This is a genomic window from Acinetobacter piscicola (genome assembly GCF_002233755.1).
GTDB lineage: Bacteria > Pseudomonadota > Gammaproteobacteria > Pseudomonadales > Moraxellaceae > Acinetobacter > Acinetobacter piscicola.
On record NZ_KZ268705.1, the window covers coordinates 121,138 to 137,074 of the forward strand.

Annotated in this window: 16 protein-coding genes; 8 read left to right on the forward strand and 8 right to left on the reverse strand. The window is 37.9% G+C overall.

The features are described 5' to 3' along the window. Nucleotides 1-98: 98 nt before the first annotated feature. Nucleotides 99-1,025, reverse strand: a complete 927-nt coding sequence (locus tag CDA10_RS02175) for a LysR substrate-binding domain-containing protein (protein WP_089603873.1) — start codon at nucleotides 1,023-1,025, stop codon at nucleotides 99-101. Between the two features lie 462 nt (nucleotides 1,026-1,487). Between CDA10_RS02175 and CDA10_RS02180 the strand changes: the two genes are divergently transcribed. Both CDA10_RS02180 and CDA10_RS02185 read left to right on the forward strand, forming a co-directional pair. Then, nucleotides 1,488-2,129, forward strand: coding sequence for a hydrolase (locus CDA10_RS02180; protein WP_089603874.1), 642 nt, complete (start codon nucleotides 1,488-1,490; stop codon nucleotides 2,127-2,129). Nucleotides 2,130-2,175: 46 nt separating this feature from the next. Next, nucleotides 2,176-2,478, forward strand: a complete 303-nt coding sequence (locus CDA10_RS02185; protein WP_089603875.1) for a putative quinol monooxygenase — start codon at nucleotides 2,176-2,178, stop codon at nucleotides 2,476-2,478. Between the two features lie 115 nt (nucleotides 2,479-2,593). Here the strand turns inward: CDA10_RS02185 and CDA10_RS02190 are convergent, their stop codons facing one another. From CDA10_RS02190 to CDA10_RS02215, 6 genes are all read right to left on the reverse strand, one after another. Next, nucleotides 2,594-3,037, reverse strand: a complete 444-nt coding sequence (locus CDA10_RS02190; RefSeq protein ID WP_157909336.1) for an SRPBCC family protein — start codon at nucleotides 3,035-3,037, stop codon at nucleotides 2,594-2,596. 23 nt (nucleotides 3,038-3,060) lie between these two features. Next, on the reverse strand, nucleotides 3,061-3,969 hold the full coding sequence (locus CDA10_RS02195; protein WP_089603877.1) for an alpha/beta fold hydrolase: 909 nt from the start codon (nucleotides 3,967-3,969) through the stop codon (nucleotides 3,061-3,063). A 1-nt stretch (nucleotide 3,970) separates the two neighbouring features. Further along, nucleotides 3,971-4,894 (reverse strand): metal-dependent hydrolase, encoded by a 924-nt coding sequence (locus CDA10_RS02200; RefSeq protein ID WP_089603878.1) that lies wholly within the window; start codon nucleotides 4,892-4,894, stop codon nucleotides 3,971-3,973. A gap of 217 nt (nucleotides 4,895-5,111) precedes the next feature. Beyond that, entirely contained in the window at nucleotides 5,112-5,462 is a 351-nt protein-coding gene (locus CDA10_RS02205; RefSeq protein ID WP_089603879.1) for a winged helix-turn-helix domain-containing protein, read from the reverse strand. A gap of 108 nt (nucleotides 5,463-5,570) precedes the next feature. Next, a complete protein-coding gene (gene fdhD, locus CDA10_RS02210; RefSeq protein ID WP_089603880.1) occupies nucleotides 5,571-6,353 on the reverse strand; it encodes a formate dehydrogenase accessory sulfurtransferase FdhD in 783 nt (260 codons plus the stop codon). A gap of 139 nt (nucleotides 6,354-6,492) precedes the next feature. Beyond that, nucleotides 6,493-8,904 (reverse strand): FdhF/YdeP family oxidoreductase, encoded by a 2,412-nt coding sequence (locus CDA10_RS02215; protein WP_089603881.1) that lies wholly within the window; start codon nucleotides 8,902-8,904, stop codon nucleotides 6,493-6,495. A 725-nt stretch (nucleotides 8,905-9,629) separates the two neighbouring features. Here CDA10_RS02215 and moaA point away from each other — a divergent pair. The 6 genes from moaA (at nucleotide 9,630) to CDA10_RS02245 (ending at nucleotide 14,683) form a co-directional block, all read left to right on the forward strand. Further along, nucleotides 9,630-10,619, forward strand: coding sequence for a GTP 3',8-cyclase MoaA (moaA, locus tag CDA10_RS02220; RefSeq protein ID WP_228704583.1), 990 nt, complete (start codon nucleotides 9,630-9,632; stop codon nucleotides 10,617-10,619). Between the two features lie 132 nt (nucleotides 10,620-10,751). Next, nucleotides 10,752-11,675 carry a bifunctional molybdenum cofactor biosynthesis protein MoaC/MoaB gene (gene moaCB, locus CDA10_RS02225; protein WP_089603883.1) on the forward strand — a complete coding sequence of 308 codons (924 nt, stop codon included), beginning with the start codon at nucleotides 10,752-10,754 and terminating at the stop codon, nucleotides 11,673-11,675. After that, the gene (locus tag CDA10_RS02230; protein WP_089603884.1) at nucleotides 11,672-12,916 is read left to right on the forward strand and encodes a molybdopterin molybdotransferase MoeA; all 1,245 of its coding nucleotides are present in this window, start codon (nucleotides 11,672-11,674) and stop codon (nucleotides 12,914-12,916) included. Before moaCB ends, CDA10_RS02230 begins: the two co-directional genes overlap by 4 nt. Nucleotides 12,917-13,084: 168 nt before the next feature. Further along, complete coding sequence (locus CDA10_RS02235; protein WP_167374940.1) at nucleotides 13,085-13,681, forward strand: NTP transferase domain-containing protein; 597 nt, start codon at nucleotides 13,085-13,087, stop codon at nucleotides 13,679-13,681. A gap of 236 nt (nucleotides 13,682-13,917) precedes the next feature. Beyond that, a complete protein-coding gene (locus tag CDA10_RS02240) occupies nucleotides 13,918-14,169 on the forward strand; it encodes a MoaD/ThiS family protein (protein WP_089603885.1) in 252 nt (83 codons plus the stop codon). Between the two features lies 1 nt (nucleotide 14,170). Continuing rightward, nucleotides 14,171-14,683 carry a molybdenum cofactor biosynthesis protein MoaE gene (locus CDA10_RS02245; protein ID WP_089603886.1) on the forward strand — a complete coding sequence of 171 codons (513 nt, stop codon included), beginning with the start codon at nucleotides 14,171-14,173 and terminating at the stop codon, nucleotides 14,681-14,683. Nucleotides 14,684-14,736: 53 nt separating this feature from the next. Here CDA10_RS02245 and CDA10_RS02250 read toward each other — a convergent pair whose 3' ends face one another. Beyond that, nucleotides 14,737-15,813: an AraC family transcriptional regulator gene (locus CDA10_RS02250; protein WP_089603887.1), complete on the reverse strand. Its 1,077-nt coding sequence runs from the start codon at nucleotides 15,811-15,813 to the stop codon at nucleotides 14,737-14,739. Nucleotides 15,814-15,937 lie beyond the last annotated feature (124 nt).

Below are 15,937 nucleotides of genomic sequence, written 5' to 3' on the forward strand. Positions count from 1 at the left end.
CATAAATAGAACTAATATTTAAAATGTAAGACTAGAACCAAACTCCCCTCACTTTTAAAATCTGTTCTTAATACTTTAATTAATCAATAAAATCCAAATTAATATAAATAATTTTTTAATAATTTCAGTTCTTGAAATTTTAAAACTAAAAATTCAATTAACAATTTTACTGCAGGTAAAAGTCCTCGTCTTGAAGTATAAACCAAGTGAATGAGCTCAGGCTTTGGCTCCCAATCGGGAATAACTTTCACCAATTTTCCAGTAGATAAATCATCTGCGACCATAAGTTCTGGTAACTTTGAAATACCTAAACCTTTTATCGTTGCAATACGTAATGCTTCCAAATCTGTGGTCGTTAAACGCGGTGTACATTTAAACTGATAACTTTGTCCCAATGTATCAAACAGATCCCAGCTATATTCTGGAGCAATGGATTCCATCATTAAAATAGGCCAATCTTGTAAATCTTTCAAACTACGTAGAGATAAACCATGACTTTCTTGTATAAGCTGGGGACTTGCAACGAGAAACTGCCGAGATGTTGCTAAACTTCTAACAATTAAATCACAATCATCAAGAGGTATCGTGCGCACACGTACCGCAATATCATAACTTTGATGAACTAAATCGACTTTTTTATTGGTTGCTTCAATATGTAATTTAACTTTAGGATATAAAATTAAGAACTCCGACAACATTTCCCCTAGTGTCACCTGCAATAAATTAGTTGGACAAGAAATTTTAACCGTACCACATGGTTCGGCACTCAAAACATGTATTGCCTCATCAGCTGCTTGCGCTTCTGCCAACATGGCAAGGCAATGTCGGTAATACACTTGACCCGCATCTGTCACAGTGACTTGTCGTGTATTTCGATTTAACAATTGTACTTCTAAACGTTTTTCAAGTACTGCTATGCGACGACTCAACAATGATTTTGTAGTCATTAACTCATGACTTGCTGCTGAAAACCCACCATACTCAACAACTTTTACAAAGTAATACAAATCATTCAAATCCTGCATTCAGGTACTCCTTTTGTAGATCTTTATCCCTAATTTTTTTATTACTCTCACACCATTTGCGCTCTATTCTATTTTTAAATTTAATAAATACTCTATTTATAGCGAATAAACAAAATATATAGAAAAAAAAAGGATTTACCAAATAAAAAAGACAAATTTTTAACATAAAAAAAACAAAAACAACTGATTTATGTGATTTTAATCACAGATAAAAAATTAACCATTTTTAGGATATTTATGGGCTTAAACACTTAGTTGAAAATAAAGTTTTCTTAACGATAATGCAGTATAAAAACAACTGATTTAAGTCCTATTCATATCGTTATTTACAAAATCAACACACGTTTGTTCAAATGGTTTTTTATAAAACAAACTGTCTCATATTTATATCTTGTCTATATTTTAATCGCCCGATATTCTGAAAAAGAGGACAATTACCTCACCATTATTCGGAGTAGAAAAATGACAAGTGAAGCTATTCGTGATCCAAAAAATGATATTTTATTAACCCCGCAAAATTCCGCATTTATCTGTATTGATTACCAACCTGTTCAAGTTAACTCCATTGCCTCTATGGATCGTCAACTCATGGTGAACAATATTGTTGGCACAGCCAAAGCCGCGATTGTATATGGTCTTCCAATCATTCACTCTACTGTAAATGTCAAAACAGGTTTAAATAAACCACCTATTCCTCAACTCCGAAAAGTTTTAAAAGACTATCCAACTTATGACCGTACCACCATCAACTCTTGGGAGGATGTAGAGTTCAAAGAAGCGGTTAAAGCAACAGGTCGTAAAAAATTAATTATGACTGCACTTTGGACAGAAGCTTGTCTAACGTTCCCTGCGATTGACGCATTAAATGAAGGTTATGAAGTCTATGTTGTTGTCGATGCTGTTGGTGGAACATCAGTCACTGCACATGAAGCTGCGCTACGTCGTATTGAACAAGCTGGTGGTAAAATGATCAGTGTTGCTCAGTTATTCTGTGAGCTTCAACGTGACTGGAAACGCGCTGATACTGTGCCTCAGTTCATGAATCTGTTTATTGAAACTGGCGGTACAGCAGGTCTTCAATTCGCCTCTGAAAGACCTGAATAAAATATATTCTAGTCAATTTTATTCTACCTTTCACAGGAGTGCTTAAATGAGTGAACTATTTATTGTGGTTGGACTTAAAGCAAAAACAGGAAAGGAAGCAGAATTAAAACAAGATCTCATAGCAGTTGTAGAGCCCTCCCGTCGCGAAGATGGAAGTGTAACTTATGAACTGTTTGAAGATTTAGATGATCCAGGTTTATTTGTATTTTATGAACATTGGGCATCTGTTGAAGCCAGAGAACAGCATCATCATCACGGTCTACATATTCAACAATTCCAAGCAAATGGTATGCAAAATGTTGAAAGTGTACCCTTTTCACATATGCTCAAACGATTAGTCAAAGCTTAGTCGCAGAAATCATAAAAAGCGCAGCACTCAGTCTGCGCTTTTCATTTGTCATGTTGTGATACTCTAAATATTCAATCTAAACAAACTTGATCAAATACAATTGATTTTAAAGTGATCAGACTCTTTCTAATGCAATTTTAGCCAATGCTCTTGCTGCAAAAAGTAAAAATACTTTCGTTGAATAATCAATCGATTTACATACCACTTTTGGCAAACGAGCAGAATTATAACGTGTAGACCATGTCAGCAATGTTCCATTTTCAATAGGCTCAAATTGCATGCGACCGCCTAAATGTTGAATTGGCAATGGCCACTTTAAAAAGAGATAATCCCAATAAAGTGGATATTGCAGATCGGTCACAACCTCTTTGAGTGAACCTCCAACAAAGCGAATTTCACGAACTGCATTCTTACCATTTGAAGGAAACAAGTCTCCTTGCTTCAGCAATTTAGTATTTAAAACTAGCGGAATTTTTTGATAGCTTTCATGGTTAGTAAAAACATCGAACACTTGCTCAGGAGGAAGCTTAATTTTAAGTTGAATTTTAACTTCTGACATTTTTATCATCCATTTTCATCATTTTAAACAACACGAGCGCGTTTAAATTGTTGAACAAACTGGACAATTGAATCTGCAATTGCATATGGCTGACTCAATATTCCCCAATGCCCTGCAGCAATATCTGTTCGATGAAAATGAGCATCCACATTTTTTTCCAAACCAACTAAAAAATGCTGTGGCACAAAAGGATCATTGGTCATAGAGATGAGATGTACTGGGACATTTGTTGTTCTAACTTTAGGGGAAATTAAGCTTTTGATTAAATTTTTACGATATAAGGCTAAGCCATTCACCCCGTTTCTCAGTTGATGCGGAGGAGAATCGACCTCTACTTTTTCTAAAATTGACAGTATTGAAGACCATCTTTTAGCTAATGCAGTTTTCCAACTTAATTCAGGAATCATCGGTAAATTAAAAAATGCCATATAGCTCGATGAAAATAACTGTTTTACTGCAAGAAATTGTTGTCGAGGTTGCAGACTGCGTATTTGTTGATGAAACCACATTCCAACATGATCAAGGCTTGGTGCAAGTGTTGTATAACTTTGAATTTTCTCTTGAGTGCTTTGATCAAAAACAGCTTCCCATCCTTGCAATGCGCCCCAATCATGTCCAACTAAATGTACTTTTTGATTCGGACTTACAGCACGAATCACATGATCAAGATCGGCAATTAAATATTCAAAACGATAACCTTTACTTGAAAGAGGCGCGCTAGACAAACCTGCTCCTCGCACATCATACGCCACCACATGATGGGTCAATGCTAGTTGATCTGCCAACGTGTTCCATACACTTGCATCATCAGGATAGCCATGAATTAAAATGATCGTTTGTAACTGCGGGGAACTTTTCCCCCATTCATAAATAGAGAGTTGAACATCATCAGCATCAATTATTCTTTGTATTTTTACTGGAAATTTATTCATATTAAGAAACCAATTTCTGTTCAAATGCTTTTACAGCAGCTGAGTTGTTAATGTAATCCAAGGCCATTTGGGTAGACGCTTCATAAATTGGATGGTAGTCAGGTTTAAAAAAACTACCTGAGGTTGTAATAAACCAAGATAAACTAGGAATTAGATTTTGCTTACTTGCAGCCGCCCATTCTTTCCAAAACCCGATACCGATTAAACGTTTTTGTGATTTTGGCATTAACGGGTCAGTTGCGGCTAAATTCACAGTCCCTTTCACCATCAACGCAGTTATAGCAGGGATTACCATCAACATAATAAAACAACGCATTGCATAGTTATCATTCGCCAAATATTGATATAAATCATAAGCGACTGCACGATGTTCTACTTCTTCCGCACAATGCCATGTAAATAAATCACTGACTTCTGGGTTACATCCTTTTTCTTCCCAATGCGCATTTTCCAATACAAATTTACCCAATGCACAGGTGTAATGCTCTGCCGCAGCAACAATGCCAACACGTGCAACTAACCATTGTTTTTGCAAAAATTGAGGTAATTTCACACCAAAAGGTTTATCTGCCAAAGCATGATCAAAGAGTTGAATAACTGTTTCATATTGTTTTTCAATATCTACACCATAACGTTTTAAATAGAGTTCGATCGACTCTTTATGCGCCTGAGCATGAATCGCTTCTTGACGGATAAAAACTTGTACATCTGCTTTCAATTTTTCGTCATGAATAAAAGGCAATGCTTTATTAAACATACGGCAGAAAAAGTATTCGCCGCGAACTAAAGAAAAACTAAAATGATTAATGGCATGACTAGATAAGGGAGATTGTGGAATCCAGTGTAAAGGTGTTTCAGTCCAATCAAAACTCACTTTACGTGGAAATAATGGCCAATACGTTTTTGAAAATGATGCTGTCTGCATATTATTTTTCGCTCTGTTATACAGTAAATCGTTCTTCTTATAATAAGTTCCTTTTTGGAACTTTTAATAGCGTAAGAATACGAACTATTGTCAATAAAGGTCAAATTTATGTATATGCGGAGTTTTAAAGTGCTTTTATAAAAAGAGCGATGCTGTGCAACACAGATCACTCCGACTTAAATCATAGGATCATTTTTTATTATTAAATTTGTATCCCTTACTTTCTAAGAAAGCTCGAAATTTCTTGAAAATCACGTTCGACAATATGACGTGTATTTTGTTCCATTTGCCTAAACTGATTTAAAATTTTCTCTCCAAAATCAGTGACCTTTGCACCACCACCGTGCATTCCACCTTTTTGAGTTTCCACCAACGCATGCTGAAAACTATTATTCATCGTTTCAACCAATTGCCATGCACGTCGATAACTCATATTCATGCTTTTCGCTGCTTGAGAAATTGAACCTGAACGTCGAATTTCTTCCAATAATTCAGCCTTACCCGGTCCAAAGGCAATATCTTCATTGAGCAGTACTCTTAGCTGTAATTTTAATTTGACGTCATGCATAAATTCACTCAAACAAGTACATTCGCTTCACAATGATAATTGAAAAGATATCAGTTAAATTTAGTTTTTTATATCAGCCTCGTTTTTATATCAACTTAATTTCAACGATCAAGTATATAAAACAAAACCATCTCCACGACAAAAACTTGCCAGTGTTAAACCTGATTTTTTTGCCATATCAATCGCCATACTGGTCGGTGCAGAAATACACGCCAGTAAAGCAATATTAAGTTGCGCACATTTACGAATAAGCTCATAACTCGCTCGGCTTGTCATTACAACAAACCCTTGATTTACATCATATTGATTTTGTGAAATATAACCTAATAGTTTATCTAAGGCATTGTGTCGTCCGACATCCTCAAACAAAGCAACAATTTCCCCAGCTTCAACCCATGCAGCAGCATGCGCTCCACCTGTGATTTGAGTGATTTTTTGACGAGTATTCAATTGAGCAATTGCTTGAGGAATTTGAGCCAACCATGCATCAGAAATTTGTGTGCTAATTTGAGGTAAATCAAAATGAAGCTGTTGCAGACTTTCAATACCACATAAGCCACAGCCTGTACGTCCGACCATCATACGGCGATGTTGTTTAAGTGCCATAAATGCTCGAGCAGAAATCGTCATTTCAACTTGAATGCCAAACTCAGTTTCTTGTATTTCAAGAGAATAAAGTTCTTTCAAACTGCTCAAAATACCTTCGGATAAGCTAAACCCTTTCGCAAATACATCAATATCTGCTGGAGTTGCCATCATTACCGTATGCGAAATTCCGTTATAAACCAATGCAATAGGATATTCCTGTACAACAAAATCTGACTGTTCAACCTTTGTATTCTGATTTAAACGCTGAATATCAACACTTTCATATCCCTGAGAATTCAACATTTACTCCTTAATATCCGTATTGGCTTTATTTCTATTCCTTATAAAAATGCCAAAACCATTCATTCTATCGTTGAAATGGCACTCTGCAATGAAGTGCCATTTCACAAATCAATATTATTTATAGATATTCAACAATGATTTAACCCACTCGACTCACAATTTCATTGGCGTCTTCAGGATCTACTGCTTCTGCTAAATTGAAATGCTCAGGAGCGTGTCCCGCATGTAAAATCACAGGTACGCTTTTCGATGCAGGAATTTTTGCATATTTATCATGGCTACTTAACGCCACCAATGGATTGGTTTCAGGATAATACGCAGCTAAACTTCCTCGTGGAATATTGTACGGCACGATACGGAAGCTTTGAACGACTCGCTTAATACCATCGGAATAGATACTTTCGATATCCACCCACTGGTCTGCAACAAAGCCTGCATCTGCAATATCATCAGCATTCATAAACAACACACGGCGTTGTCCATATACACCGCGATAACGATCATCCAGTCCATACAATGTCGTGTTGTATTGGTCATGTGAGCGTGTGGTCATCAATGTATAAACTTTTGCACCAGTATATTGTTCAGCATATTTATTTTCTTTATCCGCATAGACTTCAGCCAATGGGGTAATTAAAAACTGTGCCTTACCGACTGGCGTATTCCAAACATGTTGATTGGCAGGATGCTCTAAATGGAAACCACCCGGTTGATATACCCGTGCATTAAAATCATGAAACTCATCAAAAACTTCTTCAATAGAATCTCGAATGCGGTCATAACTTTCCACATACCATTTCCATTGAATATCACTGTCTGGCAAAACTGCCGCTGCCATACGTGCCACAATATCAGGCTCTGATAATAAGTCATTGGAAATCGGTTCATTACGCCCTGCAGAAAGATGTACATTACTCATTGAATCTTCAACACTCACTGCTTGTACGCCATGTAATTGCTTATCAATTTCGGTACGACCCAAGCATGGAAGAATAAGCGCCTCTTTACCACAGACCAAGTGACTACGATTAAGCTTAGTTGCAATATGCACAGTCAAATTACAACGACGTAATCCTTCTTGTGTATACGGTGTATCAGGAGTTGCAACGGCAAAATTACCACCTAAACCAATAAAGACTTTTACATCTCCTTCATACATTGCTTTGATGGTATCGACCACGCCAAAACCGTGATGACGAGGTGATTTAATTCCAAAAACACGGTCAAGATTATCGAGTAATTTTGGGCTTGGTAATTCATTGATCCCCATGGTTCGATCGCCCTGCACATTACTGTGCCCACGAATCGGTGCTAAACCTGCGCCCGGACGACCAATATGCCCTCTTGCCAACATCAAATTCGCGAGCATATGTACATTGGCAGTACCATGTCGATGCTGCGTAATTCCCATTCCCCAACAGAAAATTGCAGTTTTGGCATCAAGATACATTTTAGCAAGCGATTCTAAATGTTCAGGTGTCAGTCCTGTATGTGCATGAATATCTGGCCATGCAGTCCGATCAACTTCTTCCATCATGGCATCAAAGCCAACGGTGTTCATCTCAATAAAAGAACGATCAAAAACACTTTTCTTACCCTCAGCAAGTGCTTCTATATCCCATTCGTGCAAGTGTTTGAGCACACCAAAGAGTAATGCATAATCGCCACCAACTTTAGGTTGGAAATAATAACGACTGATTGGCGTACTGCCATTGGTCATCATTTCAATAGCTGCTTGAGGGTCTTGGAAGCGTTCTAATCCACGTTCTTTCAATGGGTTAATCGCAACAATATTGCCACCACGGCGAGAGACTTCACGTAAAGTACCTAACATGCGTGGATGGTTCGTTCCCGGATTATGTCCAAAACTGAAAATTGCATCAGCTATATCAAAATCTTCTAAGGTTACTGTTCCCTTACCTAGTCCAATCGAATCAAGCAAGCCGACACTGGTGGTTTCATGGCACATATTTGAACAATCAGGAAAATTATTGGTTCCATATGTGCGGACAAAGAGTTGGTAAAGGAAAGCAGCCTCATTACTGGTACGCCCAGACGTATAAAATGCCGCTTGATTTGGGTCATCCAAAGCTTGTAAATGCTTGGCAATCAACACAAAAGCCTCATCCCATGAAATCGGCGTATATTTATCTGACACTGGGTCATAACGCATTGGATCGGTCAAACGACCTGAATCTTCAAGGAAGAAATCACTTTGTTCAGACAACCAACTAACCGTATGCGTTGCAAAAAATTCTGGGGTTACTCGTTTTGAGGTAGCTTCAAATGCAACGGCTTTGGCACCGTTTTCACAAAAGTTAAAAGCATGTGCATCTTTCTTTTCAGGCCATGCACATCCGGGACAATCAAACCCAGTCGGTTGGTTAATATTGAGAAGCGTAATCGCCCCTTTTTTAAAGACTTCTTGTCGTTTTAAATTTCTTGCAACACTTAATAAAGCGCCCCAACCACCAGCAGGATGAGTATAAGGTTCTATTCGTGCATAACTTGGCTGATCGTCGTTATGCTTTTGATCCTCAACATTTTCCATATTCCAGCCCTCTACGTCAGTTTTTCCATAAAAAGATGCGTATTACTTAGGGTCTGTTGACATTTCATAAATGGCTTGCGTTGTAGGCTAAAATTGAGCAGACGAGGAATGAAACGAAGAGAATAGCGAGACTATTTTCAAGTTTCATAACGAAGGCTGAGATAATTTTAGCGACAACCCTTCGGGACTAGAGTGTTTTTTGACGCTACGTTGTTGTGAACTACTCATTTAGAATGACTAAATTTTGTATTTCACGCCTAGTATCGCCTAAAAAACACTCATAGTCGCAAACATAGACGAATTGTCAACAGACCCTAATCCAATATAACGTATTTAATTGCTTAAAATAGGCTGTCTTAACCATTTAAAAACATATAGATAATTCACACAATTTGAACCATCGTTTAAACAATCTATTGCTGTTTTTGTTGCAACCGTTTCAGAGTATAAGTTTCATTTATATTCAATATCCTCTTTTTTTTAGCAGATTTCAATCGTAAATTTATAATGAGAATAGTGTCTCAAAATACTCTTTTAGACTGGCTTTTCAATTTGTATACCACGTTAAAAAACAAGCATGCAAGGTACACAAAAACTGAATTGTTGAAGTTGATATTTAAAATAAAACGACTCATACTGCTTTATAAATGATCTTATCCTGTGATTAAACAAGGTTAATTGCGACTATGGACGGCTCGACTAAAACTTTAGCAACACCCGTAAAAATGCCGCTAGTGACCAATGCATCAATGCAGTTGGTCGATCAATTTGGTCGCCATAAACATAAACTCAGAATATCCCTGACAGATCGTTGTAATTTTCGTTGCAGTTACTGCATGCCAGATAAACCAGAGTGGCTCGCTAAAAAAGATATTTTAAGCTTTGAAGAATTATTAAAATTTTGTGAAGTTATGGTGCATTTAGGTATCCAACATATCCGTTTGACAGGCGGTGAACCGCTGATGCGCCAAGGCGTTGTCAACTTTATTCATGATTTGAATCGATTAAAAGCACATGGTTTACAACGTATTTCCATGACAACTAATGCCTTCTATTTAAAAAAGTATGCATATGCTTTGCAACAAGCAGGTTTAGATGATCTGAATATTAGTCTAGACAGCATTGACCCAAATACCTTTCAGAACATGACCAAATGCCCACTCGAACCTGTACTACAAGGGATTGCAGCAGCTCAACAACTCAATATACCAATCAAGTTAAATTGTGTTTTAGTGGCAGGCAAAAATGATCATGAAATTATTGAACTCACACAATGGGCATATCAACAAAATATCGCATTACGGTTTATTGAATATATGCCGTTGGATCAACCTGAACACTGGCAACCCGAAAAAGTCATTACTGAAGATGAAATTATTCAAAAACTTACAGCACATTTCCAGATAGAAAAACAACAAAGACAGAATGATCCTGCAACAATTTACCGCCTCAATAATGATTACAAATTAGGCATTATTTCGACCATCAGTAAACCTTTTTGTCAAAGTTGTGATCGTTTGCGCTTAACTGCAACAGGTGAATTATTCACTTGCTTGTTTGCCAACTCAGGTACGCCTTTGCGTGCTTTACTTCAGCAAAACGATTCATCTTTAACAGCCACCATTTTGAATGCTGTATGGCATAAAAAAGCTGGATTTATTGCACACCAGCAAGCTCCATCACGTAAGATCAGCATGCATGCTATAGGGGGATAATTCACGGATTAATTTTGTGTTCATCAGTCCACGGACTGTATCATCCTTTATTTTTATGTTATCTAAACAATAAATTCTTTGCTCTGATCAAGCAGATGACTGTAGATCAGCACCTTAATTTCGGAATATTTTATGAAAAATGTCGGCATGAAGCCTGAAAGCTATCGAATTGCTACTGCAACTTCTGAACTGCTTGCACCAGCACATTGTTTACAACTTCTTGCAGATGGCAATACCGAAAAAGGTGATGCACTGAAAACAGCACGAATTGCTGGAATTTTGGCTGCAAAACGTACCGATGAACTGATCCCTCTGTGCCATCCTTTGCCGATTTACCGTGCCGATGTGGATTTTGAATTACTCGCTGATCGAGTCATTATTCAAGCGACTGTTGAAACTATTGCACCAACAGGTGTTGAAATGGAAGCTTTAACTGCGGCGAGTCTTGCAGCATTAACCATTTATGACATGCTCAAACCACATTGCGAACCGCATGAACTGATTATTCAACAATGTAAATTAGACCTGAAAAAAGGCGGAAAATCACATTATAAACGTCATTTACGCCAAGCTGTTTCAGCAGCAGTATTGGTACTGTCTGATACAGTTGCCGCAGGCCGAAAACCTGATACTGCTGGACGCTCAGTGGTAGACACCTTAACCGAAGCAGGTTTTGATCCAATTCATTATCAAATTTTACCTGATGAAGCAGATCAGTTAAAAGAATTGGTCTTAAAATTAACACAATCCTATGCTTGCGTGATTACTGTAGGTGGAACAGGTATTGGTAAACGAGATATTACCGTCGATACTTTACAGCCTTTACTTGAACGTGAGTTAAACGGCTTGATGGAAGCTGCACGTGCATTTGGGCAAAAGCGCACACCTTATGCAGCGATGTCTCGTGGCGTTGCAGGCTTTATCGATCGTTCACTGGTGATTACCCTCCCGGGAAGTCGTGGTGGCGCAAGTGAGTCTATGGCAGCAATTTTGCCTGCATTAGTCCATATTTTTGATGTATGCCGAGATCTACCGCATCCCGGAGGTTATGAATGAGCTGTTCAGGTATTGGATTAATTACGCTTGATCAAGCTTTAGCACACTACAGTTCAGTCGAAACACTGACGCCTATTACTTTGCCGTTAATTCAAGCACATCAGCATGTTCTAGCAGCAGATGTGCAATCAACCGTTTCACTACCATTGTTTACACAGAGCGCTGTCGATGGTTATGCACTCAGAAGTGAAGATATACAAGCAGGTATTACTGAGTTTGAACTAGTTGGTGAGATTCGTGCAGGTATAGCTGAGCAAGTAGAGATTCAAACAGGTCAAACGGTTCGTATTTTTACAGGTGGAAAACTTCCAGATTCGGCAGATACGGTTGCACGACAAGAGATCATCACACGAACTGAAAATTTAGCCATTTTAAATCAACCTTTAGAAAAAGGGACTGATATTCGTTACCAAGGCGAAGAACTCACAGTCGGTACAATCCTTGCGAATCAAGGTCAGCGGTTAGCGAGTGGTTTAATTGCTGCATTGAGTATGGCAGGTGTTCAGGAAGTACAAGTTTATCGTCAGCCTAAAATTGCGGTCCTCATTACAGGGGATGAAGTCAGCACACAATTGGATAATGAATCTAAAGTCTTCGATGCAAATGCACCGATGATTTTAACGTGGCTGAAAGAACAAGGCTTGAATGATATCCACCTAGAGCATGTGATTGATGATGAAAATATTCTCACTCAAGCATTATCGAATGCAATGAATCACTACGATCTTGTAATTACAACAGGTGGGGTTTCTGTCGGTGATTATGATCTGATTCGACCAGTCTCTATGGCTTTGGGCGCAAAAGAAATCTTTTGGCAAGTTGCACAAAAACCGGGTAAACCACTGTATTTTGCTGAATATCAACACAGTCCTGTTAACAATACTTCTGACTTTGATAACAAGCATACTTATCTACTGGGTTTGCCGGGTAATCCTGCCGCAGTTCTCACCTGTCTTGCGGTGCATGTTTCGACATTGTTGGCGGCATTGCAAGGTGTCACCTCACCAATGCCTGCATGGAAAAAAGCGCATCTCACAGACAACGTAAAACAAGACAGTCGTGAACAATTATTACGTATGGTTGTGAATGTGAATGATCTTGGTCAATTGACTGTTTCAAAACTGGGGAAACAACAATCACATATGCTCAGCAATTTAAATCAAGCCAATGCCATTGTTCGCATCCCAGTTCGATCCGATACGCCAATATCATTGGACTATGTCGATTTTATTGCACTATAAGCTTGTAACAACTTGGAACAATAAGAGCATATCAATTGCTTCAAATGAAATCTTCTGCATTGCATTATTTATGGTCATCGTAAATATTTTGCGCTATTTAAAAGCAAATGCAGAAGTTTCAAAATTTAATCTAGGTCTAGATGGTCATCATACCAATATAAGGTCAATATGATGCAGAACTATCCCACAACAGCACTGGTCATTTTAGCAGGTGGACAGGCTACACGAATGAATGGTGAAAATAAGCTCTTACAAAGCTTTGACCATGAAATTCAGCTGTTAAAAATATATAAGGCTTTTCTAGGGCAAGTTGATGAAATATGGATCAATAGCCATAGAGACTATGACCGTTATTTAGAATTGATCTCTGATATTGGCTATTTCAAAGATGAGACGGATGGTTTTTTAGGGCCATTAATCGGCATGAAAAGTGCTTGGTCTTATGTCCAATCTGATTATGTTTTATTTATCCCATGCGATATTACAGAGATTCCACAAGATATATTGTTGTATCTACATCAAGCTTTAGAAAAAAATCCATTGTCTTCTGTGGCTTATGTTTCTATCAATGGGCAAGCACTCTACCCTTTCTGCTTACTAAAGCGTAGTAGTGTTGAGACTCTGTCTAAGCATCTTGAACTTCAACAACTGAGTTTAAGACGCTGTTTTGCAGAACTTGCACCACAAATTGTCAATATTCAGAATCAAAATCTGAATTACCACAGCCTAAACTCATTTGAAGAGTTGCAAAACTATCGCAAATAATCAATTGAAGATTTAATAGATAGATGATCAATGGATAAAGACTCAGTTAAGTAAGAAGGCTGTATTAAAAAATGGACAACCAAGTGCTTTTACAAGACAAGTGAACAAGGTCACTTTCACACATTTACTTTTCGTTTTTTGATGATTAAATTGGATAATGCTAAAGTTTATGAACATCTATTTAATATCTATAAATGACTTATCATTTTTAAAGCAATTCCAATATAGAGGCAGATATGCAGGAAATTAATATAAAAGTTGAATCTTATGGTGCGATTGAAAAACACCTACCTGCTGACCTCAGCCTAAGTTGTGCATCAAATAGTTTGGTTGCTGATGTATTAGAACAAATTAAAGGGCAATATCCTTCAGTTTCCGAGATGATAGAACGCTGTGCATGTGCAATCGGTGAAGATATTATTTCCCGCCAAAGTGTCTTAGAGAAAGACAGCACCTTAGTTTTACTCTCACCTGTTGCAGGAGGTTGATATGTTACAGTTTGCTCGTATCCAAGATACTCCACTCAATTTAGATCGTTTCGATACCATTCAAGCTTTCCCAGAGTGTGGTGGAACAGGTATTTTTATTGGTACTGTACGAAATCACCATGAAGGACGTGCAGTTCAAGCACTAAAATATACAGCCTATGCACCTGTTGCAGAAAAGATGATTCGAGCGATTGAACAAGAAATACAAGAAAAATACGGTATTGGTTACGTCCGTGTTATTCATCGTATTGGAACATTAGATATTGGCGATAAAGCGATTATTGCGATTGCCTACGCTCCTCATCGTAGAGAAGCATTTCAAGCTTGTGAAGAAGCAGTTGAACGTGTGAAACATGAAGTACCTGTATGGAAAGAAGAATTTTATACAGATGGAAGCAGCCAGTACGTTGCAGGTTGTTGTATTCGCCAAGACCATGATCACCCCCATGGCGATGAAAAACACCATCATCAACATTCACACGAACCACATACGCATGGGCATACACATACATAAATATATCTGTGTTGGAATACAGGGTTGATCTGAGCGGTATTGAGAAGACGCTTTTACATAAGACTAGGATTAAAAGTATGATCTAGCTGTAATCGATATTCATTGGGAGACATTCCTGTCCAATGACGATAAGCTTTTCTAAAATTTGAAGTATCTGAAAAGCCAAGTCTTTGTGCAATCTCATCTACGGTCAATGTCGTACCTTGCAAATATTCATCTGCAAGCCGTCGTCTGGTGCTGTCTATAATGTTTTGATAACTGACATTAAGATCGGCTAAACGGCGATACAATGTTCTTTTAGAAAGATGTAAACGTTCAGCCATTTCTTGAGCTGTTGGAAAACAATCGACTTGATCCATGAGAATAAGCCGTATTGTTTTAATTAACTCAGGTGTTGCATCATCTTCAATTCCGAGCATTCGCTCGCAAAAAGATTTACACATGTCAGCAGTCATTGGATTGGCATTTGGACAAGCAACATCAAGCCATTTCAAATCAAAGTGCCATTGCAGCACACCTGTATCAAACTCAATTGGACAATGGAAAATCTTTTGGTATTCATCTGCATGCTCAGGAGCAGGATAAGGAAGTAACAGCTTTTTTGCCTGAAATGGGCCTTCCAATACACTCTCAATCAAAGTCTGCATTGAACTGAACCAAAATTCACAAATCAAGGGTAATAACTTTCCTAAAGCAATGACTTCTTTTCCTTCAAAGATTGCAGCGTCATCATCTATACGGAAAGACTTCTGCAATACTGGGCCTGCCAATTTGATATGGCGAATGCCTAATTCCACAGCTTGCTGAAAATTTTTGGAAGAATAGAGCGCATAGCCATAAACGCCAAAGTCTGAGAGTCGTTGTTTTTGTCCAGCTTTGATTCCTGTCAATGGATCTTTCGATAATCGTAAAATATTCTGAAATAACTGTAATTTTTGGTATTGTGTAATCTGAGATGTTGCATTGTTCAAAACCGTATAGGTGATCCCTGTTCCTTGAAGCAGTACCTGCAAAGAATGTCCTTGACGTAACATTTCATCAATTAGACTGGTTAAACCTTGTATTGCAGTACCTTGACCGAATACTGAAGTGTCATAACGAGCTTCAATAAATGTATGCTGTTTCGTCATTTTATTTACACTACTCATCGAATGAGGTACATAATGGCACTAAACTACCTCTAATTGTCTCAATTTAACATCGACTCTTTACCCTATCAAGCATAAAGTTTAATCAAGAATCAGTATAAATGGA